Here is a 19,424-nt window from a genome sequence, read left to right as displayed (position 1 = left end):
ATCATCATCGTCAGTGCCGCGGTCGACTACCGGGCAGCGGTCATCCTTTATCGGCCATGGTCGCGGGCACAATCGCCCGTACGGACTCCACAAAGGATCTATGGTCTTTGTCGATCGGCCTGTCTAGGCTGGCCCGCATGATTCTGGCGAGACTGAGGTGAGCCGTTTCGTCGACGCCGTGGTCGGCACCGCCGGGCGGTCGCCGGGCGGCATGGTCACCGGCGCCCCCGCGAACCCGTTGCGGCGCAGCTGGGGGCAGTTGCACGAGGCGGCCCGGCGTACGGCGGCGGCACTGGTCGCGGGCGGGCTGGCCCCCGGCCAGGCCGTGGCGGTCCTGGCCGGTGACCCGGGAGAGGTCGCGCGGGTCGCCCAGGGGACGTGGCTGGCCGGCGGCAGCGTGACGATGCTGCACCAGCCGACCCCGCGGACCGACCTGTCCGTCTGGCGCGACGACACGCTGCGGGTGCTGCGCATGATCGACGCGCGGCTGGTGCTGGTGGGCGCCCCGTTCGAGGCGATGGCCGGCGTGCTGCGCGAGCGGGGCATCCCGCACCTGATGATCGGCGACCTGGACAGCGACCGGGAGTTCACCGTCGTGCCCGCCGACGAGGACGACGCCGCGCTGCTGCAGTTGACCAGCGGCTCGACCGCCGAGCCGAAGGCGGTGCGGATCACCCACCGCAACATCCACGCCAACCTCGTCGACACCGCGGCCCACCTCGAGTGCGGCGACGACGACGTGCTGGTCAGCTGGCTGCCGCTCTTCCACGACATGGGCATGGTCGGCTGCCTGCTGCTGCCCATGTTCACCGGCATCGACCTGGTCATGGTCACGCCCGCGGAGTTCCTCGCCCGACCGATGGTGTGGGCGGAACTGATGAGCCGCTACGGCGGCACGATCACGGCCGCGCCGAACTTCGCGTACGCGATCCTGACCCGGCAGCTCGCCCGCGCCGACGCCGGTTCGCTCGACCTGTCCCGGTTGAAGGCCCTGTGCAACGGCGCGGAGCCGATCGACCCGTCGACGGTGGAAGCGTTCGTCGCGGCCGGCGCACGGTTCGGCCTGCGGCCCGAGGCGGTGAACTGCTGCTACGGCGCGGCGGAGAGCGCCCTGGTCATCTCGCTGTCGGCGCTGTCGGATCCGATGCTCCTCGACACCGTCGACGCCCTGGAGCTGGAGAAGAACCGGCGGGCGGTACCGGCGGGCGAGGACCACCCGACCGGCGTACGCCGGCTGCCGATGCTCGGCGCCGCCCACCCGAGCGTCGCCGTGCGGGTCGTCGACGACTCCGGTGCCGAGCTGGGCGACCGCGAGGTCGGCCGGTTGCAGCTGCGCGGTGACTCGGTGACCCGCGGCTACCTCACCGAGGACGGTCCGGTCCCCGCCCTGGACGACGACGGCTGGTTGGACATCGGCGACGAGGGCTACCTGGTCGACGGGCAGATCGTGGTCTGCGGCCGCCGCAAGGACGTCATCATCATGGGCGGGCGCAACATCTATCCCACCGACATCGAACGCGCGGCCGCCGGTGTCGACGGCGTCCGGGACGGCAACGTCGCGGCGGTGCGACTCATGGCCGGCGACTCGGTGGCGCGGGAGTCGTTCGCGGTGCTGGTCGAGTCACGCCTGGCCGGGGACCCGGCCGCCGAGAAGGCGCTGTCCGACGCGATCGCCAGCCGGGTCCTCGCCGACGTCGACGCCCGTCCGGCGCAGATCGTGGTGCTGCCGCCGGGCACCCTTCCGAAGACGCCGTCGGGCAAGCTGCGCCGCGCGGCGGCCCACTCACTCATCCCTCGTTGACCGTCGCCCCCCGGAGGACATCTGTGCGCTCCCTCGATCAGGCCCACGCCCTCTGCGAGTCGTACCTGCCGGGGCTGCTCGACGGGTTGTCGAAGATCCCGTTCGCGCAGCGGGAAGCCGCCGGGGCCGCCACGCTGCCGGTGTTCCGGGCCAGCGGCGGCCCGAGCCTGGTGATCCCGAAGGACTACGGCGGGCTCGGCGCGTCCCCGTTGGACGCGGTACGGGTCACCCGCGCGATCGGCGCCCACGCGCCGTCGCTGGCGGTCGCGACCACGATGCACCACTTCTCCGTGGCGACGCTGTTCACCTTCGCCGAGAGCATCAAGAACTCGGGCATGGAGTGGGCGCTGCTGGAGGCGATCACCAGCCGCAACCTGCTGGTCTCCTCGGGCTTCGCCGAGGGCCGCCCGGCGCAGGGGATCCTCTCCCCCTCGATGACGGCGACGCCGGTGGACGGCGGCTACCGGATCAACGGGTCGAAGAAACCGTGCAGCCTGAGCCACTCGATGGACCTGCTGACGGCCAGCGTGGCGGTGCCCGCACCGGGCGGCGGCCAGCAGACGGCCTTCCTGCTCATGCCGGCCACGCTGCGCGGCATCACCCGGCATCCGTTCTGGGGCAGCAGCGTGCTCGCCGGCGCGGAGAGCGACGAGGTCCGGCTGACCGACGTGTTCATCGAGGAGGAACTGGTCATCCCGACCGAGAACGGCCCGGACGGGATGCTCGACGACCTGCAGACCGTCGGGTTCATCTGGTTCGAGCTGCTCATCACCGCGTCGTACCTGGGCATGGCCAGCGCGCTCGTCGCACGCGCGTTGGCCGAGCGGCGGGGCGCGGTCACCGACCGCGCCGCCCTCGGCACCCGCCTGGAGACGGCGACGCAGCTGCTGGAGGGCGCGGCCCGCGCCATGCAGGCCGGCGAGACGGACAACGACGCGCTGGCCCGTGTCCTGATGGCCCGCTACGGCGCGCAGGACGCCATCACCGACGCCGCCCGCCAGGCGGTCGAGATGCTCGGGGGGATGTCGTTCATCCGCTCCCCCGAGGTGGCCTACCTGGTCGCGGCCTGCCAGTGCGTCGCGTTCCACCCGCCGTCGCGCGCCAGCGTCGCGGCCCCGCTTGTCGACTTCCTCGACGGCACCGGCCCGTTCATGATGAACGACAGCGCCCCGGCACCGGCCGCGCAGCCACCGGCGACGGCACCTCAGGCACCGGTTGCCCCACAGCCACCGGTCGCGCCGCAGCCACCGGTCGCGCCGCAGGCACCGGCGGCGCCGGCGCCGCCGTCCGTGGTCGCGCCGGCCGGCGCACCCGCGCCCGGTCCCACGATCGAGCCGGCCCCCACCCCGGCCCCTGCTCGAGCCGCCGACGCGGCGCCGGCCACCGTGCCCGCCCCGCGCCCGCAGCCGGCGGTCACCTACAGTCCCCAGCCCGCCGCCCCGCGCACCGACGAGCGGTCGGGGATGACGGCGGACGACGCCGCCGACTGGGACCAGGCGTCCGCCCTGTTCGACGGCGCGGAGGGCATCCGGCTGACCGCACGCGACTGCGACCTGCGGTACTGGTTCGCCAACGTCCCGCAGCGCACGCTGCGCGGAAACATCGTCGGCTACTCGCCGGAACTGGTGACCCCGGACTTCCTGCACGAGCCGGGTCCGCTGCGCGACGCACTGATCCAGGAGGTCGCGTTCCGGGCGCTGGCCGAGGAGCGGGCGGCCCGCGCGATCGGCTACATCGTGGCGTGCGCGCCGGACTCCACGACCGCCGAGTTCTACGCCACGCAGCTGATGGACGAGACCCGGCACGCGATGATCTTCCGGAACCACCTGCGGAACCTCGGCGTCGACGAGCGGGACGTCGCCGCCGTCATCGCGCGGGAGACCGCGCACGACCGGGCGGCCATCCTCGATCCGTTGGAGGAGTACGGCATGCCGATCGTGCGCGATCGACAGGACTTCCTCGGCGGCGTGGTGCTGCTGACGATCCTGGTCGAAGGGTTCCTCGCCCCGTCGTTCGAACTCAGCGAACGCAAGTGGCGGCCGCTCGACCCGCGCATGGCGGACATGGAGAAGGGCGCCGCCATCGACGAGGTGCGCCACCTGGCCGTCGGCACGTCGATCATCCGGGAGCATGTGCAGCGGCACCCCGACGACAAGGAACGCCTCGTCGCGCTCATCCGCGACGGCATGCGGCTGTGGGAGCAGTTGCCGGTGTCCGACCAGCTCACCCGCTGGGAGAACTGGTTCCAGGAAGGCATCGCCCCGCACCGGGCCGCCATCGGTGACTACGAGGTGTGGGACGGGCGGCGGCTGGTCGACACCACGCCCGAGGAGCGCCTCCAGAAGGCTGTCGAGGTCACGAGCATCGTGCACTCCACCCGCCTCACCGACATGGGCCTCGGCCGGGCGTTGATCTACTGACCTTCCATCCCGTGGCCTGGGGCGGTCCCCCAGGCCACGGGCGCGCCTCACGCGGGCGGCGACCTCCCCGCCGCGGGCACCGCGGCGGGGTGGCTCTACACGGTCGTGCGCTCCGCGTCGAGGTGGGCGTTCTCGCCGCGGATCCCCCACCGGCTGTAGAGCGGTCGCAGCGGCCCGGGCACCCACCAGTTGAGCCGGCCGAGCAGCCGCATCGTGGCCGGCATCAGCAGCGCCCGGACGACGGTGGCGTCGACGACGACGGCGAGGGCGAGCCCGATACCGATGATCTTCACGACCAGCACGCTGGCGGTCGCGAACGACCCGATCACCACCACCAGCAGCAGGGCCGCGCTGGTGATGATCCGGCCGGACCGCTGCAACCCGACCGCCACCGCCTCGGTGTTGTCACCGCTGAGGTCGTAGTGCTCGCGGATGCGCGAGAGCAGGAACACCTCGTAGTCCATCGACAGTCCGAAGGCGACGGCGAAGATCAGGATGGGTTGCACCACGTCGATGTTGCCGGTGGAGGTGAAGCGCAGCAGCCCGGCGAGGTTGCCGTCCTGGAAGACCCACACCACCGCGCCGAACGCCGCGGTCAGGCTCAGCACGTTCATCAGGATCGCCTTGACCGGGAGCACCAGCGAGCCGAAGGACAGGAACAACAGCACGAACGTGGTGACCACGACGAGCAGCGCCATCCACGGCAGCCGCTGCGCGAGCATGTCCATCAGGTCGGCGAACCCGGCGGCGTCGCCGCCGACCAGCACCGTGCCGGACGGCGGCGGTGCGACGTCGCGGACGGCGTCGACGAGGTCCCGTCCCTGCTCTGAGATCGGTTCCGCGTCGAAGCGGACGGTGACCCGCGCGGTGTCGCCGGCCAGACCGCTGAGGTCCGCCTGCCGTACGCCCGGCAGGGCGGCCACCCGCTGCACGTACGCGGCGATCTCCTCCCGGCCGGGAGAACCGGTCACCGGGCCGTCCAGCGTGACGATGGCCTCGATGGGCCGGGTGACGCTGTCCGGGAACGACCGCTCGATGGTGTCCTGGACCTGCCGGCTCTCCGCCGAGGCAGGCAGCACCCGGGTGTCCAGCCAGCCGTACGAGATGCGCAGGAACGGCAGTCCGAGAACCACCAGCACGGCGATGACCGCGCCCCCGATGAGTACGGGTCGACGCATCACCGTCCGCGCGATCCGCGCCCACGCGCCGGAGTCCGGGTCGGTGTCGACCGGCCTGCGGCGCCGCTCCCGCAGCCGCAGCCCGAACAGGGACAGCATCGCCGCCATCACGGTCATCGCGAAGAACCCCGCCAGCAGCACCGCGGCGACGCCTCCGACGGCGATGGAGCGGAGGAACACCTGCGGGAAGACGGCCAGGCTGGCCAGCGCGAGCGCGACGGTCACCGCGGAGACGACGATGGTCCGACCCGCGGTGACCATGGTCCGCCGCAACGCCTCCGGGACGGGGTGGCCGGCGCTGAGTTCCTCCCGGAACCGGCTGACCATGAACAGGCTGTAGTCCACGGCCAGCCCGAGACCGAGCAGCGTGACCACGTTGACCGCGAAGATCGAGATGTCGGTGAACTGCGCCAGCAGCCGCAGGCCGGCCATCGAGCCCACGATCGCCAGCACTCCGACCACGACCGGCAGCAGCGCCGCCAGCAGGTTGCGGAAGATGAGCACCAGCAGCAGGAACAGGATCGGCAGCGCCAGCGCCTCGGCCCGGGTGAGGTCGGCCTTGCTCTGGCTGTTGACGTCGTCGATCAGCGCCAGCGGCCCCCCGACGGTGACGTCGAGGTCCGGACTGGTCAGGCTGTCCTTGATGGCCAGGTAGTTGGTGAGGCGGTCGTTCTCGGTGGCGCCGGCGATCTGCACCGCCGCGAACGTCTCGTGCCGGTCGGTGCTGACCAGGGCGGGAACTCTGGCCCGCCAGTAGTCGGTCACGCCCTCGACCCGGTCCGCCGGCAGCCCGTCCAGCACGCGGCGGGCGGCGTCGGCGTACGCGGGGTCCTCCACCGTCCAGCGGTCGCTGCCGAACAGCACGACGACGTCCGCGTCGTTGCGTCCGAGCGCCTCGCGTTCGACCTCGTCGGCGCGGGAGCTCTCACTGGCCGCGTAGGTGAACCCGCCGACGGCCAGGTCGTCGAAGGCGCCGGCTCCCCAGCCGCCCGCGGCGACCAGGAACACCGCGGCGGCGGCGATCACCCACCAGCGCGCCCGGTGCGCGAGCCGGCCGAGGAGATCCAACATCGCAGTTACCCTTCGCTCGACCGCGGTGGCGCGGAACGACGCGGCGCCGGCACGGTCAGGACCGGCGCCGCGTCGGGGTGATCAGGGGACGAGGACGCTCAGTTCCAACGCCCGATGCCGATCGGCTGGGCACCGGAGAGCAGCTTCTCCCGGAGCGCGACCCGGCGGATCTTCCAGGTGCCAGTCCGTGGGAATTCGTCCCACTTTATCTGGATCGGCGCGGCCATCGGGCTGAGGTCGGCGACCGCCCGCTCCCAGTCGGCCTTGTCCAGCGGTACGTCGTCCGCGGTGCTCACCACGGGTACCGGCAGGTCACCGGCGACCGGAAGGATGACGACCTCGGTGGTGTACTCGATCCGGTCGAGGATGAGGTCCTCGAACTCGATCGCGCTGCCACCGGGGATCCGGTCGATCTCCCGGTCCACGATCCGCACGGCGCCCCACCTGTTGATGACCGCGAGGTCGCCGGTGTTCCACCACCTGCCGTTGCACTTCAGGTCGTGCCGGTCCTGCTCGCCCACGTACGCGAGGCACCGCCCCGGCTGGTCGATCTCGATCAGGCCGACCTGGCCGCGCGGGACCTCCTTGCCGGTCTCCGGGTCCACCGCCCGCATCTTGGCGTGGAACGGGATGGGCCAGCCGATCAGCTGCGTCGGCGGCGGCCGGTGCCCCCTGCGGCGCACGACGAAGCGGAAGAACGGCCGGATGCACAGCGCGCCGTTCTCGCTCTGGCTCCACGACTGGACCCAGATCGGGAACCGGCGCTTGGTGGCGGCCATGAAGGTGCGGATCGTGCGGGTGTGGATGGCGTCGAACGAGTTGACGTACTCCCGCACGTTGCTGAACAGGCCGGCGGGGTCGCGGGCCAGCGGCTCCCAGGCGAGGTAGATGTTCGGCAGCGCCTCCACCAGTGTCGGCTTGTGCTCGGCCAGCAGCTCCCGGACCCGTGGCGAGAGCGGGTCGGACAGGTAGATCACCCGCGGGCCGACCGCCGCCATCGCCAGCTGCATGGTGGTGAGCCGCTCGTGCGTGTAGGGGTCGCAGAACGCCACCGTGTCGCTGCGCCGCAGCCCGAACCGGGGCCACCGCTCGGTCTCCACGATCGCCATCGCGTAGATGGACTCGGCGGAGTGCATGACCAGCTTGGGAATGCCGGTGGTGCCGGAGGTGTGCGTGATGACCACCGGCTCCTTGAACTCGCGCATGTTCGGCTGGACCGGCGGCGCGTCCTTGAAGTCGTCCAGGCGCAGCACGTCCGGCCGGTCCGCGACCGCGTCGACGCTGATCGTCCGTACGGTGAGCTCGGCCACCACCTCGGGGGTGATGCCGCACTTGTCGAGGTGCTTCTGGTCGGTCAGCAGGAACGGTCGTTCCAGCCGCTTCAGCATCGGGATCATCGCCTCCGGCCCGTAGGAGCCGGAGAACATGCAGGGAATGGCGCCGATCCGGGCGATGGCGCAGCCGAGAACGACGATGTCCAGGTGGTTCTGCTTGAGGATCGCCACCCGGTCCCACGGGCGCACGCCCGCCTTGTGCAGCCAGGCCGCCGCGCGGTCGACGAGCTCCGCCCACTGGGTGTAGGTGCGGGCTTCGGCTCCGCCGGGGTCGATGTCCGGCGGGCGATCGACGATGACCAGCTCGTCCGGGGCGGTCTTCGCCGCCACGTGCCAGGTCTCGCCCATCTTGGAGTGCTTGGGCACGCGCGAGAAAGGGCTCAGCCGACGGCGCCACCGAGTGGGCGTGAACTCGGTGAGGAACCGCGGAATGGGCCGCTGCGGCTCGACGTCGTCGCCGGTGACTGTCGAATCGGCGGGTGAGGCCACGAGCGCGTCCTCCTGATCTGGAAGCTTGGGGAGGTCGGCCGACGACGAACGGTCATCGGCCGTCCGATTGGCCGGTAACGATATCGACGTTGTCCGGCGCGGACCAGATCTGGGTGGACGGAGATCCGACCACGAACGCCTCCGAACTCCGGACCGTCCGACCAGTGTGGACGGATCGGCGACCGGCCATAATGCGCCCCCCTGGCACGATGGTGACGACCCGGCGCCGGCTTCCGCCCGATCCGGTACGCCCGGTGGGTGGCCCGGTCCGCCAGGGCCGACCCGGTGGTGGGTCGTGGTCGCCACCATCGGGTGGGCTGGTGGTGTTCGCGGTCGCGGGGGTCGTGCGGTGCGGCGGCCGGCGGGGCTACACCGTGACGACGATCTTCCCCGCGGGATGGCCCTGGGCGAGGTAGCGCATCGCGGCGGGCGCGTCGGCGAGAGCGTAGCTGCGGTCGATGACCGGGGTGACCGAGCCCGCCTCGATGAGGGTGGTCAGTTCCTCGAGGTCCTCGTAGCGCTCCCGAGCGGTCACGCCGAGCACCCGCTGGCTGCCGGACAGGGAGAGCAACGGCGCGGCCATCTGGCGTTGGAAGCCGCCGAGCAGCCGACCCGTGGCGTGGCCGCCACCGACGAGGGCGATCGTGCCGCGCCGTGTGGTCGCGCGCCGCAGCAGCGGCAACGGCCGGTTGCCGGCGGTGTCGACGACGATGTCGTATCGCGCGCCGCCACGGTCGATCTCGTGCCGGGTGTAGTCGATGACGTCCTCGGCACCGAGGGAACGCACCAGCTCGATCTTCGAGGGGCCGCAGACACCGGTCGCGCTCGCCCCGTACACCGTGACCAGTTGGACGGCGAACGACCCGACGCCTCCGGCGGCGCCGATGATCAGCACCCGCTGTCCGGGCTGCACGCGTGCGTCGCGGATGCTCTGTAGCGCGGTCACCGCGGAGATGGGCACCGCCGCCGCCTGCTCGAAGGTGAGGTTGGCCGGCTTGGGTGCCACCCGGTGCTGCCGCGCCGTCGCGTACTGGGCGAACGAGCCGCTCTGACAGGTGCCGTACACCTCGTCGCCGGCGCGCAAACGGGTCACGCCGGCGCCGACCGCCACCACCACACCGGCGACGGCCCGACCGAGCACCGCGACCCTGGGTCGGCGCAGCCCGGCCGCGAGCCGCACCGCCATGGGCAGGCCGGTCATGAAGATCCACACGCCGGGGTCCACGCCGGCGGCGCGTACCTCGATGAGCACCTCCTCGTCTCCGATCGAGGGTTTGCCGACCTCGCGGAGCTCGAGCACGTCGGCCGGGCCGTACACGTCTCGGACGATCGCCTTCACGGCTTCTCCTCGGGGGAGTCGGGGTACTGGAACACGTCGTCGAGCGGAACGCCGAACACCCGGGCGATCCGGAAGGCCATTTCCAGGGACGGCGAATAGCGGCCCTGCTCGATGGCGATGAGGGTCTGCCGGGTCACGCCGATGCGCTCGGCGAGCTCGGCCTGGGTCATCTCGCCGTGCGCGAAGCGCAGCGCGCGGATGCGGTTGGTGACCTGCGTCGGCTTCACCACTGCGGGAAGCTCCTGCGGTACACGACGACCTTGGTGATGCCGCCGACGATGGCCGACAGCACGAAGCACAGGTAGATGACGTTGGCGATCCAGAACCGGTCCCAGTCCGCCATGGCCATGGACATCGCAGCGACCGCGCCGATGACGACGAACGACTGGCCGACGTGGTCGCCGAGCCGCCCGATCTCGCGGTCCCGCACGTCCTTGGCGCGCGACGCGCGCGGATCCACGACGGCCATACCGGTCTCCGCCACGATCGACGCGACGATGGCCGCGCCGACCGTCCACAACAGCGCGCTCGCGTACGGCACGTCGGGCAGCGAGCGACCGTCGGCGCGGCTGGCGATGAGGGCCACGTAGGCGGAGTAGCCGAGCACGGCGGCGACCAGCCTGATCCAGGCGCGCTTCTCTTCGTGCGTCACGACAAGCCCTCCGGATGTCTGGAATCTTTGACATCACCAAGGTACTGAATTTTTGACTTCGTGTCTAGAAATCTTTACATCACCCGGCGCTGTCGCACCGCAATCCGGGTACTCGGGCGCCGCTGGTGGGTGGTCCTGCCGCGTCGGTGCTCTCCGGCATGAACACTTCGCGTGCCGCCCTCCGCATGATGAGGTGGCAGGGTGATCGACCCCGATGAGGCGGCGGCTGTCCCGCCGTCGACGCTGGCCTGGGTGAGCCGGCACCTGGAGCTCGGCGAACGGATTGTCAGGACCGAGGCGCTGCACGGCGGCATCACCGCCGAGATGCGGAGGCTGACCATCGGCACGCGGGACGGAAGCACCCGTGAGCTGGTGCTGCGAAGCTTCGTCGACCCCATCTACGTCAGACACGCCGAGGACTGGCTGCATCGGGAGGCCGACGCCCTGTCCCTGCTCATGGGGACCGGCGTGCCGGCTCCTGAGCTGGTCGCCGTCGATCCGACCGCCGCGCATTGCGCGCATCCATCGCTGTTGATGACGCATCTGGCCGGCCGGACGGTCCTCGAGGACGAGGGACTGGAGACGCGCGTTCCTCTGCTGGCCCGTCAACTCGTCGCGATCCACGCGGTGCGGCCCGCCGAGCGGCCCCGGGAGTACGTGGCGTTGACGACCGCCGACACCGTCGTGACGCCGAAGGGCGCCGACGCGGCGGCATGGGCCGCGGCGATCGACGTGATCCGCAGGCCCGCGCCGCCCTACGAAGGGCGATTCCTGCACCGGGACTTCCAACCGGGCAACGTGCTGTTCGACGTGCCGCCCGCGGGGTCGGCAGGTGCCCGGATCGCCGGCGTCGTCGACTGGGCAGCGACCTCCTGGGGCCCGGCAGATCTCGATGTGGCGCACTGCTGCACCAATCTCGCGCTGCTGCACGGCCCGGCGTGGGGCCTGCGGTTCGCGCAGGCGTACGAGGAGGCCGGCGGGGTGCTGGCCGCGGCCGCGAGCGAGCGGCTGTACTGGCAGGTGCGGGACGCGCTGGCGTGCTCGGAGGAGGTGCGGGTGGTGGCGCGGCCATGGCGGGAAGCGGGGAGGACGGAGCTGACGACGCGGGCCGTGGAGGAGCGGCTGGACGCCTATGTCACCGCCCTGATGGACGCGCTGGGCTGAGCCGAGGCGGTCGGGCGCGGCCCTTGGGTGATGCGTTCAGGGGGAGGCTCGCACCGCCACCCGCTCGGGGGCAGAGCTCCGTACGCCGCGTCGTGCGCTCGCGGGGGACGTACCGTCGAGGGGTGGACGTGCTGCTGCGCGGCGGGCCGGGTGACGGACGGGTGGTGTTCGGCGGCGGGGAGGTCGTCGTGTGGCAGGCCTGCCTGTACGAGATCACGACCGAGTACGGCCACCGGCGCGGCCGGGACCTCCGGGTCTACCGGCACCGCCCCGACTGCTGCGAGCCGTACGGCCGAGGCGCCGAAGACCGCTGCGAATGACCCGCCCCGCGCCGAGCGGGGTCGGCGGGCGATCACCACGATGCCGCCACCGAGCCTGGCCGAGCCGACGGGGTGCCGCACAGCGGATTGTGGATCGCGCACGGCCCGCCGCTATCCACGACCCGGGATGACTGCCAGGGCGGTCTCGGCGAGGCCTTCGAGTTGCCGGGTGTCGGCACCGTCATGCCGGTCGAGATCATGCACCCGCGCCCGGGACCGGTGATGAACTCGCGGGCGGCCCGGGCCAGGTACTCGGCAACGGCTCGGCGGAACGGGAGTCGATCATCGACGCCACCGGCGGAACCCACCTGTGAGCTTCGACGACGGGGCCGCCTGGGCGTCAGGTGTTGACCGGACGACGGGCGACCAGGCGCACGTGGGTGACCGGCCAGTCCAGCGGCTCGCCCGCCGGGGTGCTGAGGGCGGCCACCGGGGCGAGACGGTTGGTGATGATCCAGTCGTTGCGGGACGTACCGCTCGCGGCGTCGATCTCGAAGCCGACGTCGGTGAGCAACGACTTCCAGTCGGCGTACTCCATGCCGCAGAACTGCTCCTGGGTCTCCGACAGCCAGTTGTCGGTGTAGTCCTTGCGGGTGAGGAAGTCCATCGCCGCGCCGAGGGTCAGCTCGACCGTGCCGTCCGCCCCGTCGACCGGGCGGTACGCGAACGGGAACCGGTAGTCGACCGCGAACTGGTCCAGTCGGGCCCGGGTCGACAGCGCGCGGACGTGCGCCGCCACCTCACCGGGCGGCGCGGCCGCCAGGTCGGTACGCGGCCGGGGCGGGTTGAGGCCGTCGGTCGTCGCCAGACGCAGGTGTACCGTCCGGTCCTTGCCGTCCGGCCCGCACACGTCGCTGTTGATCCACACCCCGTCGGGCACGGTGTGGTCGTAGAGGGCCCGCACGAACCGGCGCAGCGAGGCCATCCGCTCGCCGTACGACCAGATCTCGTGGGTCAGCGCGAAGGTCATCGTGGTGTCCACGGAGCGCGGCGCGAACACCGCCCCGCCGAGCACGTTACGCCGGTAGAAGAAGACGTTCGGGTTGGTGAACACGCCCTGCGCCTTCTTGTGGACGCACTCCTCGTACAGGTGCCGGGCCACCTCGACGCCGATCAGGTCGCTCTCCCGCAGGGCCGGCTCCCGGTCGGCCAACTCCAGGACGGCGCCCGCGCCGCAGCCGACGTCGACGATCCGCCCCGGCCGCACGTGCTCGCGCACCGCGTCCCACTTGCGCTGCGCGGCGTCGCTGAACGCCTCGGCGTACGTCCGGTAGTCGCGGGTGGTGGTCAGCCCGCCCTCGTCGCCGACCACCGGGTCGTTCACCACCGAGCGGACCAGGTCGTCGAGGCGGTAGCGGCGGTACACGTCGATGGTCGCCGGGTGGGTGAGCTCACGCCACGACGGGTCGTCGTCCGCCAGCCGCAGCAGGACGTCCCACGGCCGCACCGGCGCCGGCTCGACGTCGGCCTCCACCCCGGCGATGCGGAACCCGAGCCGTTCGTACATGGCGGCGACCTCCGGGGTGGAGCAGGCGACCACCGTGTCCGCCGGGGTCAGCTCCAGCCCGGTGGACGCCGCGACGGTCTTGAGGGTCACCTCGGCGAACCGGTCGGTGGGTGTGGTGTCGAAGATCGGCACCACCACCGACCGGAGCCCGGCGAGCACGCTGAACCGTTCGATCGCCGCCTCCCGACGGTGGTACGGGACCGGGTTGCGCCGGGTGTTCTCGTGGTTGGCCGAGGTGACCGCCCAGACCACGGTCGTCCCGCCGGCGTCCTCACTCCCGGCCGCACCGTCACCGTCGGCGAGGGGGCCGTCGCCCTGCGCCGCGAGCTGGCGAAGGTACCCGGCCTGGAAGCGGGTCAGCAGGTGGTGGCGGCCAGGAAAGAGCAGGTAGCGCGGCATGCCACGTTCCTAGCCGATGCCTGCTGGGCGGTGCGCGGCAGGGGGTGCCCGTCAACCGACCCGAGGGTCAGCAGCCCTCGACGGACGGCGCGGACCGCCCGAGACTCGGAGCCGCGCGGCACGTTTCAGACCAACGGCGCGTACCACCGGGCGCCGGTGACCCGTATCCGACTCGACTGCTCGCGGTTCCACTCCACCCGCATGCCGTACGTGCGGAGCACCGGAAAGACGATCTCGTCCAGTAGCCGTTCCACGTCGGCCTGGTAGCGGGCCCGCTGTTCGGCCTTTGGCAGGGCGGCATAGGCGGCCTCGTCGAAGTCCGCTGCCGGATAGGCGCCGTAGCCGAGGTAGACCGCCCCGTCCTCGCTCGCGATCAACGACTCCGTGTCCTGGCGGTGGTACCAGAGGTATCCGTGCCAGTGCCGGGAGTCGTCCCGCTCATCGTGGATCTCAGCGGCCGCGCAGGTGCCACAGCAGCTGAAGTCCTCCCTGGCCAACACGCCGAGCTCGTTGAGATCGACGAAGGCACGGGTGAGGTTGCTCCGCACCGCACCCCACTGGCGCTGCTGCTCCCGCCGGACGGCCAGAGCCTTCTCGTACGCCGCCCTGAGTTCCTCGTCGGTGGCGCCGTGGCGCAGCTCGTCCTGGTCGAGAAATTCCACGAACTCGTCGGCGTCATCCTGGCCGCGCACGACCCAGTCCCAGACCTCGGCCTCGATCGCCCCACGGCCCGGCTCAGTGATCCGCTCGGTGAGGAACCTGACGCCCTCAGGGCGATCGTTGTAGATCCATCCAGTCACGGCAGCGATGCTCGCAGAGGGCTGTGACAGGTCTGAGCCAGGCCGTGACCGGCCGTGGCAAGCACCACCTCGCCCGCCGGGCCGTGCCTCGGCTCGTCCCATCGCTCCGGGCTTGCTAGGTTCCGCGCATGATCGACACTGCTGCGGCGGTCGAGTGGGTGGTCGCGCACGGCGACGAGTCCGACAGGCACCGGCTGGCGACGGTGCTGACCGGGGTGTGGCCCGCGCCGCTGGACGTGGCGGACGCGTTGTTCGCCGACCAGTCCCCCGAGGGCGGTTTCCCCGCGCCCTGGTCAGCCGGCGCACCCTCCGTGGCGGCGACGTGCGATCGGCTCGACCGCATCATCGAGTTGGACCTGCGGTACGGCTCACGGGTGGACCGTTGCGCCGACTGGCTCGCCGCGCTGGTCGCGCCGGACGGCACGGTGCGCTCCGCCGTGGACACCGGACACCTGCCGTCGCAGGACCCGCTCCATCTGACCGCCAACGTCGGCTGGTGCCTGGCGGTCCTGGACCGGCCCGAGGCGGCCAGGCCGGCCGCCCGGGCGGTGCGCGACGCCGTCGAGGCCTCAGGCGCCTGGCCGTCGTGCCTCACCACCACCTGGCTCGCCGCCGCCCTGTTGTGGGCGGTGGGGCTGCGCGAGGAGGCGGACCAGGGACTGGACGTCCTGGCGCGCCGGCTGCTCGACGCCCCGCCGGCCGACGTCGCCCGCGCCGGATGCGCGCTACGGACGGCGTTGCTGCCTTCGCACCATCCGGTGTTCCACGTCGTGGTCCGGCGACTCACCGCCACCCAGCGCCCGGACGGCTCGTGGCCGGTCGGCGGCGCCCTCACCGAGCGGGTCGCAGTCGCCATCACCGCGATAGGCGCCGTCGCCGGCCTGGTCTGAGACGCGCCCACCGGGGCCCCGGCGAGGCGGGGCTCCCCCGATCACGTCGGGACCCCCGGACGCACCGACGGTGGCTGCGGGGTCAGCGCTGGCGGCGGTTCCAGGGGCCGGTGACGGCGTACGTGATGCCCGGGTTGTAGACGTTGAAGAACATGGTCCGGCCGTCGGCGGAGAACGTCGCGCCGGCCAGCTCGCCGAACTCCGGGTCCCCGGCGGTGCCGACGTTGACCCGGTTACGTGCGAAGACGAACACCTCGCCAGCGGCGGTCGTACCGAGGATGTGCTGGTCCCCGATCCCGTCCTCGCACATCATCAGGCCCCCGTACGGCGACATGCAGATGTTGTCCGGAGCGTCGAACTCCGGGTTCTCCGGTGCCGGGGTGGGACGGGTGAAGATGGTCTCCAGGCGCAACGTGTTGGCTCGCGGGTCGTACCGCCAGACCTGCCCGTCGTGGTCGCGGGCCGAGCCCTGCTCACGCCGGGCGAACGACGAGACGAAGTAGGCGCAGCCGTCCTTCTCCCCCCACCAGGCGCCCTCGATCTTGTACCCACCGGTGATCGGCTTGCCGTAGTCCTGGGCGCGGACCGACTCCGTCGTCGCCAGCGGGTCCGGCACGTCCAGCCACTCGACGCCGGAGAAGGACGTGCCCGCGCTCGTCACCACCGACAGGTCCGGCAGGTCCGGGACGTGCAGGGCCTGCAACACGCCGCCTGCCCGCAGGCTCCCGTGACCGCCGAGCGGCCGGTTCGGCAGGAAACGGTAGAAGCTGCCCAGTGGCGCCACGAACGCGTCCTCGGTCTCGTAGACGATGCCGGTGTGCGGGTCGACCGCGACCGCCTCGTGCTGGAACCGGCCCATCGCGGTCAGCGGTGTCGGATCGGTGTTGCGCGCCTCGTCGTACGGGTCGACCTCGAAGACGAACCCGTGGTCCTTCGCGTACCCGCGGGCGCCCGCCTTGTCTTCGGTCTCCTCACAGGTCAGCCAGGTGCGCCACGGCGTCCGGCCGCCGGAACAGTTGATGGCCGTGCCGCCGAGGCTGACGTGCTCGGAGACGGCGCGGTTCGACGCGTCGACAACGAGGGTGCTGGTCCCGCCGCCGGCCGCCGGGTCGTACGTGCGCTCCGGCGGAGCCACGACCGTGATCCTCGCGGTCGGGGAGCACTCGTGGTTACGGACCAGGCGAGTGCCGCGTGCCCTGTCGGCGAAGGAGCCCATACCGTCGAACCGGCTCGGCACGATGCCACCGTCGGGCCGGACGGCGCCTTCGCGCGACAGCACCGTGTAGCGAAAGCCCACCGGCAGGTCGAGCATGCCGGCCGGGTCAGGCACGAGCGGACCGTACCCGGTCTTCGGGCCGGACACCCCCAGCGCGGGCGCCGCGGTGAACAGGGCGTCGACCGAACCGGCCACGGCCACGGCGAAACCGGCTCCAGCCGAGCGGGACAGGAACTGGCGGCGAGACAAAGACACGGACAAGCCTCCTGGACGTCACGGACCGTTGCGCCCCGGCCGACATCGACCCGAATCGCTCGATCCACTACGTCACATCCTGACCCGCCCGTCAAGACGCCGTTCGAATCGACCCCCGCCGACTCCCTCGGCTCGGCCGCGGGAAGCGTCACCAACCGGTGCGGCTCAGCGGGTCCGGTAGCGCGCGTAGATCAGTCCGCTGTCGAAGGAGCGCTCCTCGACCAGTTCGAGATCGAGGCGCACGCCGTCGGGGAAGAACCGCTTGTCGCCGCCGACCACGCTCGTGGTGATGAACAGGTGGTACTCGTCCACCAGGCCGGCCGCGATCGCCTGGGCGGCGAGGTTCGGGCCGTCGACGGTGAGGTCACGATCGGCCGAGCGGCGGCTCCGTCCCGCCGGATCCCGGACGAAGCGCACCTCGGACTGGCCGTCCAGCTCCACCGACCCGGCCAACGTAGCGCGCGGATCGATTTCGTCCCGTGGCCCAGTGTGGATGCGGGGTCGGCGGCCCACGCGCCCGATTGGCCACCGATCAGCGCGTGCCATTCCGAACCTCCGTCGTCGGCTACCGTCGCAACGATGACGCTTGGGCAACCACCGCTTGTGGTGGACAGATGGCCGCGTTTGGCGGCGGAGCTTGCGACCGCGCTTCGCGAGGCGGACGAGGGCAGCCTGGCCGGCCAGGTCGACAGTCTCCGAGTGCTCCAGGAGTGCGGTTGCGGCGACGGCTTCTGCCAGAGCTTCTACACGCAACCACCACCGGCCGGCGCCTACGGTCCGGGCCACCGGAACGTCGGTCTCAGCCCACACCGGGCGGGCATGCTCATCCTTGACGTGGTCGATAACACGATCATGTTCGTCGAGGTCATCGACCGCCCGCCGATCGACTGACCAGAAGCCGGTCTCGACGTGGTCGAGCAGAGCAAGCCGGACGCGGCGACGACCGCACTACCGTTGCTCGACATGACCCACGTCGAGATCGAGATCACCGCGGAGCTGGTCCGGGATCTGGTACGCGACCAGCACCCCGACCTCGCCGATCGCCCGGTTCGGCTGGGCGCGCGTGGTTGGGACAACCAACTGTGGCGCCTCGGTGACGACCTCGCCGTCCGGCTCCCCTGGGCGACCAGGTCCGCAGACGCGCTGCTGCGCAAGGAGTACTCCTGGCTGCCCGCGCTTGCCCCGCGACTTCCGCTGCCGATTCCCGTCCCGCAGCGGTTCGGCGAGCCCTCCGAACGTTTCCCTCGGCCGTGGCTCGTCACCACCTGGATCCCGGGCACGCCCGCCGACCGGGCCCCCGTCACGCGCGCCGCACACGCGGCCGATTCCTTGGCCACGTTCCTGACGGCTCTTCACCAGCCCGCCCCCAGCGGCGCGCCCGTGGGCCGGGACCGCGGCGGGCCACTGGCCGACCACGCCGACCAGTTCGCCAAGGCGCTCACCTCCGCCACCGAGCGGGGACTGATCCACGACCCGGACGCCGTCCGCGCCGTCTGGCACGACGCGGTCGCCGCGCCGCAATGGACGGGCCCGTCGCTATGGCTGCACGCCGACCTGCATCCGGCCAACGTCCTCACCGCCGACGGCACGTTCTGCGGCGTCATCGACTTCGGCGACCTCTGCGCGGGCGACCCGGCATGCGACCTGGCCGCCATGTGGCTCCTGCTACCGGACGACACCACCGACCACTTCTACGCGGCCTACCAGCCGACCCCGGACACCGCCATGATGCGCCGCGCCCGCGGCTGGGCGATGGCACGCGCCCTCGGCGGCATCCTCATCGGCGACGCCGGCGTCCACGGCCGCCCGGGCGGCAAGCCCAGCTGGGGCCCACCCGCCCACGCCGCCCTGCGACGCCTCGTCGCCACAGCCCGCTGACCCGGGCATCGCGACTGCGTCCGACAGACGGCGTGACCGACCCTCCGCACCTCGGCCGAGTCGCTCGTCATGGTCCGGCGGCCGATGCGTCACCCGCGCGTCGAGGCGGAGGGCGCAGGAGAGCGATCCCTTGCACCTTCAGACCCCCTGGCGGCGCTCGCCCCGACCGGGGCTGCCGTTGGCCGGAGGCTGACAGGCTAGTTTGCGTGGATGAGTCTCCTCGATGACGTCGCCAGGCGTGACGGTTGGCGGTGCTGGGTCTGCGACCAGCCGGTCGACGCCGACATGTCGGTGAACGATCCCCGTGGCCCCAGCGTCGACAGCCGCACCGCCGACAAGAAGGCCAAGGTCGCCGAGCGACTCGCGCACCGGGCCTGCAACACCCGCAAGGGCGCTGTCAAGGTGGTCATCGCCTGGCCGGACCATCTGCACGTGGTGGAGCCCGCGCCACTGATCACCGTCGCCGAGCGACTCGAACGCAAGGGTGGCCGCGAGTTGGTCGCCCGCTGTCCGAGCAGGAAGGACGCCCAGGAGGCGGCGGACTGGCTGGTCGACCGGTTCTCCCGGCTGGTGCCCGGACTGCCGGTGACCGCCAGCGTCGACGCTGGCGCCGGACAGTACCTCGTCGCCCTGGCCACCGGCCGCCGCTGACCGGTCGCCCTGGGCCGGCGGGCCGCCGACCCAGGGCAGCCCGGACCCGAGCCATCACCG

At 71.8% G+C, this 19,424-nt stretch carries 17 protein-coding genes; 8 read left to right on the top strand and 9 right to left on the bottom strand.

Annotated features, from left to right (window positions below):
- Positions 1-157: 157 nt before the first annotated feature.
- Together ACSNN9_RS00360 and ACSNN9_RS00355 are read left to right on the top strand one after the other, a co-directional pair.
- Positions 158-1,801 (top strand): fatty acyl-AMP ligase, encoded by a 1,644-nt coding sequence (locus ACSNN9_RS00360; protein WP_436670610.1) that lies wholly within the window; start codon positions 158-160, stop codon positions 1,799-1,801.
- Positions 1,802-1,824: 23 nt separating this feature from the next.
- On the top strand, positions 1,825-4,221 hold the full coding sequence (locus ACSNN9_RS00355) for an acyl-CoA dehydrogenase family protein (protein ID WP_436670609.1): 2,397 nt from the start codon (positions 1,825-1,827) through the stop codon (positions 4,219-4,221).
- A gap of 95 nt (positions 4,222-4,316) precedes the next feature.
- Here the strand turns inward: ACSNN9_RS00355 and ACSNN9_RS00350 are convergent, their stop codons facing one another.
- From ACSNN9_RS00350 to ACSNN9_RS00330, 5 genes are all read right to left on the bottom strand, one after another.
- Positions 4,317-6,470: an MMPL family transporter gene (locus ACSNN9_RS00350; protein WP_436670608.1), complete on the bottom strand. Its 2,154-nt coding sequence runs from the start codon at positions 6,468-6,470 to the stop codon at positions 4,317-4,319.
- Positions 6,471-6,568: 98 nt separating this feature from the next.
- Positions 6,569-8,170 carry a class I adenylate-forming enzyme family protein gene (locus ACSNN9_RS00345; RefSeq protein WP_436670607.1) on the bottom strand — a complete coding sequence of 534 codons (1,602 nt, stop codon included), beginning with the start codon at positions 8,168-8,170 and terminating at the stop codon, positions 6,569-6,571.
- Positions 8,171-8,660: 490 nt separating this feature from the next.
- Complete coding sequence (locus tag ACSNN9_RS00340; protein WP_436670606.1) at positions 8,661-9,632, bottom strand: NAD(P)-dependent alcohol dehydrogenase; 972 nt, start codon at positions 9,630-9,632, stop codon at positions 8,661-8,663.
- Positions 9,629-9,862, bottom strand: a complete 234-nt coding sequence (locus tag ACSNN9_RS00335) for a helix-turn-helix transcriptional regulator (RefSeq protein WP_436670605.1) — start codon at positions 9,860-9,862, stop codon at positions 9,629-9,631. Before ACSNN9_RS00335 ends, ACSNN9_RS00340 begins: the two co-directional genes overlap by 4 nt.
- Entirely contained in the window at positions 9,856-10,284 is a 429-nt protein-coding gene (locus tag ACSNN9_RS00330; RefSeq protein ID WP_436670604.1) for a hypothetical protein, read from the bottom strand. Before ACSNN9_RS00330 ends, ACSNN9_RS00335 begins: the two co-directional genes overlap by 7 nt.
- A 201-nt stretch (positions 10,285-10,485) precedes the next feature.
- On the opposite strand from ACSNN9_RS00330, the gene ACSNN9_RS00325 reads away from it, so the two are divergent.
- On the top strand, positions 10,486-11,448 hold the full coding sequence (locus tag ACSNN9_RS00325) for a phosphotransferase family protein (RefSeq protein WP_436670603.1): 963 nt from the start codon (positions 10,486-10,488) through the stop codon (positions 11,446-11,448).
- A 122-nt stretch (positions 11,449-11,570) separates the two neighbouring features.
- Positions 11,571-11,768, top strand: coding sequence for a hypothetical protein (locus ACSNN9_RS00320; protein ID WP_436670602.1), 198 nt, complete (start codon positions 11,571-11,573; stop codon positions 11,766-11,768).
- Between the two features lie 340 nt (positions 11,769-12,108).
- Here the strand turns inward: ACSNN9_RS00320 and ACSNN9_RS00315 are convergent, their stop codons facing one another.
- A complete protein-coding gene (locus ACSNN9_RS00315; RefSeq protein ID WP_436670601.1) occupies positions 12,109-13,674 on the bottom strand; it encodes a class I SAM-dependent methyltransferase in 1,566 nt (521 codons plus the stop codon).
- A gap of 125 nt (positions 13,675-13,799) precedes the next feature.
- Entirely contained in the window at positions 13,800-14,474 is a 675-nt protein-coding gene (locus ACSNN9_RS00310; protein WP_436670600.1) for a DUF6891 domain-containing protein, read from the bottom strand.
- 128 nt (positions 14,475-14,602) lie between these two features.
- Between ACSNN9_RS00310 and ACSNN9_RS00305 the strand changes: the two genes are divergently transcribed.
- Positions 14,603-15,364, top strand: a complete 762-nt coding sequence (locus ACSNN9_RS00305) for a hypothetical protein (protein WP_436670599.1) — start codon at positions 14,603-14,605, stop codon at positions 15,362-15,364.
- Between the two features lie 82 nt (positions 15,365-15,446).
- Here the strand turns inward: ACSNN9_RS00305 and ACSNN9_RS00300 are convergent, their stop codons facing one another.
- Positions 15,447-16,835, bottom strand: coding sequence for an alkaline phosphatase PhoX (locus tag ACSNN9_RS00300; RefSeq protein WP_436670598.1), 1,389 nt, complete (start codon positions 16,833-16,835; stop codon positions 15,447-15,449).
- Positions 16,836-17,000: 165 nt separating this feature from the next.
- Positions 17,001-17,276: a dihydrofolate reductase family protein gene (locus tag ACSNN9_RS00295; RefSeq protein ID WP_436670597.1), complete on the bottom strand. Its 276-nt coding sequence runs from the start codon at positions 17,274-17,276 to the stop codon at positions 17,001-17,003.
- A gap of 138 nt (positions 17,277-17,414) precedes the next feature.
- On the opposite strand from ACSNN9_RS00295, the gene ACSNN9_RS00290 reads away from it, so the two are divergent.
- From ACSNN9_RS00290 to ACSNN9_RS00280, 3 genes are all read left to right on the top strand, one after another.
- Positions 17,415-17,726, top strand: coding sequence for a hypothetical protein (locus tag ACSNN9_RS00290; protein ID WP_436670596.1), 312 nt, complete (start codon positions 17,415-17,417; stop codon positions 17,724-17,726).
- 72 nt (positions 17,727-17,798) lie between these two features.
- Positions 17,799-18,713 (top strand): aminoglycoside phosphotransferase family protein, encoded by a 915-nt coding sequence (locus tag ACSNN9_RS00285; protein ID WP_436670595.1) that lies wholly within the window; start codon positions 17,799-17,801, stop codon positions 18,711-18,713.
- Positions 18,714-18,923: 210 nt separating this feature from the next.
- On the top strand, positions 18,924-19,364 hold the full coding sequence (locus ACSNN9_RS00280) for a hypothetical protein (RefSeq protein WP_436670594.1): 441 nt from the start codon (positions 18,924-18,926) through the stop codon (positions 19,362-19,364).
- Positions 19,365-19,424 lie beyond the last annotated feature (60 nt).

It is taken from the genome of Micromonospora sp. URMC 107 (assembly GCF_051386315.1).
Classification (GTDB): domain Bacteria; phylum Actinomycetota; class Actinomycetes; order Mycobacteriales; family Micromonosporaceae; genus Micromonospora.
The sequence above is the reverse complement of the archived record's forward strand: the minus strand, read 5'-3'. Positions and strand labels throughout refer to the sequence as shown.

Coding starts and splice junctions, on each gene's coding strand:
- ACSNN9_RS00350 (WP_436670608.1), bottom strand. CDS start 6,470: ATGTTGGATCTCCTCGGCCGGCTCGCGCACCGGGCGCGCTGGTGGGTG.
- ACSNN9_RS00315 (WP_436670601.1), bottom strand. CDS start 13,674: ATGCCGCGCTACCTGCTCTTTCCTGGCCGCCACCACCTGCTGACCCGC.
- ACSNN9_RS00305 (WP_436670599.1), top strand. CDS start 14,603: ATGATCGACACTGCTGCGGCGGTCGAGTGGGTGGTCGCGCACGGCGAC.
- ACSNN9_RS00290 (WP_436670596.1), top strand. CDS start 17,415: ATGACGCTTGGGCAACCACCGCTTGTGGTGGACAGATGGCCGCGTTTG.
- ACSNN9_RS00285 (WP_436670595.1), top strand. CDS start 17,799: ATGACCCACGTCGAGATCGAGATCACCGCGGAGCTGGTCCGGGATCTG.
- ACSNN9_RS00280 (WP_436670594.1), top strand. CDS start 18,924: ATGAGTCTCCTCGATGACGTCGCCAGGCGTGACGGTTGGCGGTGCTGG.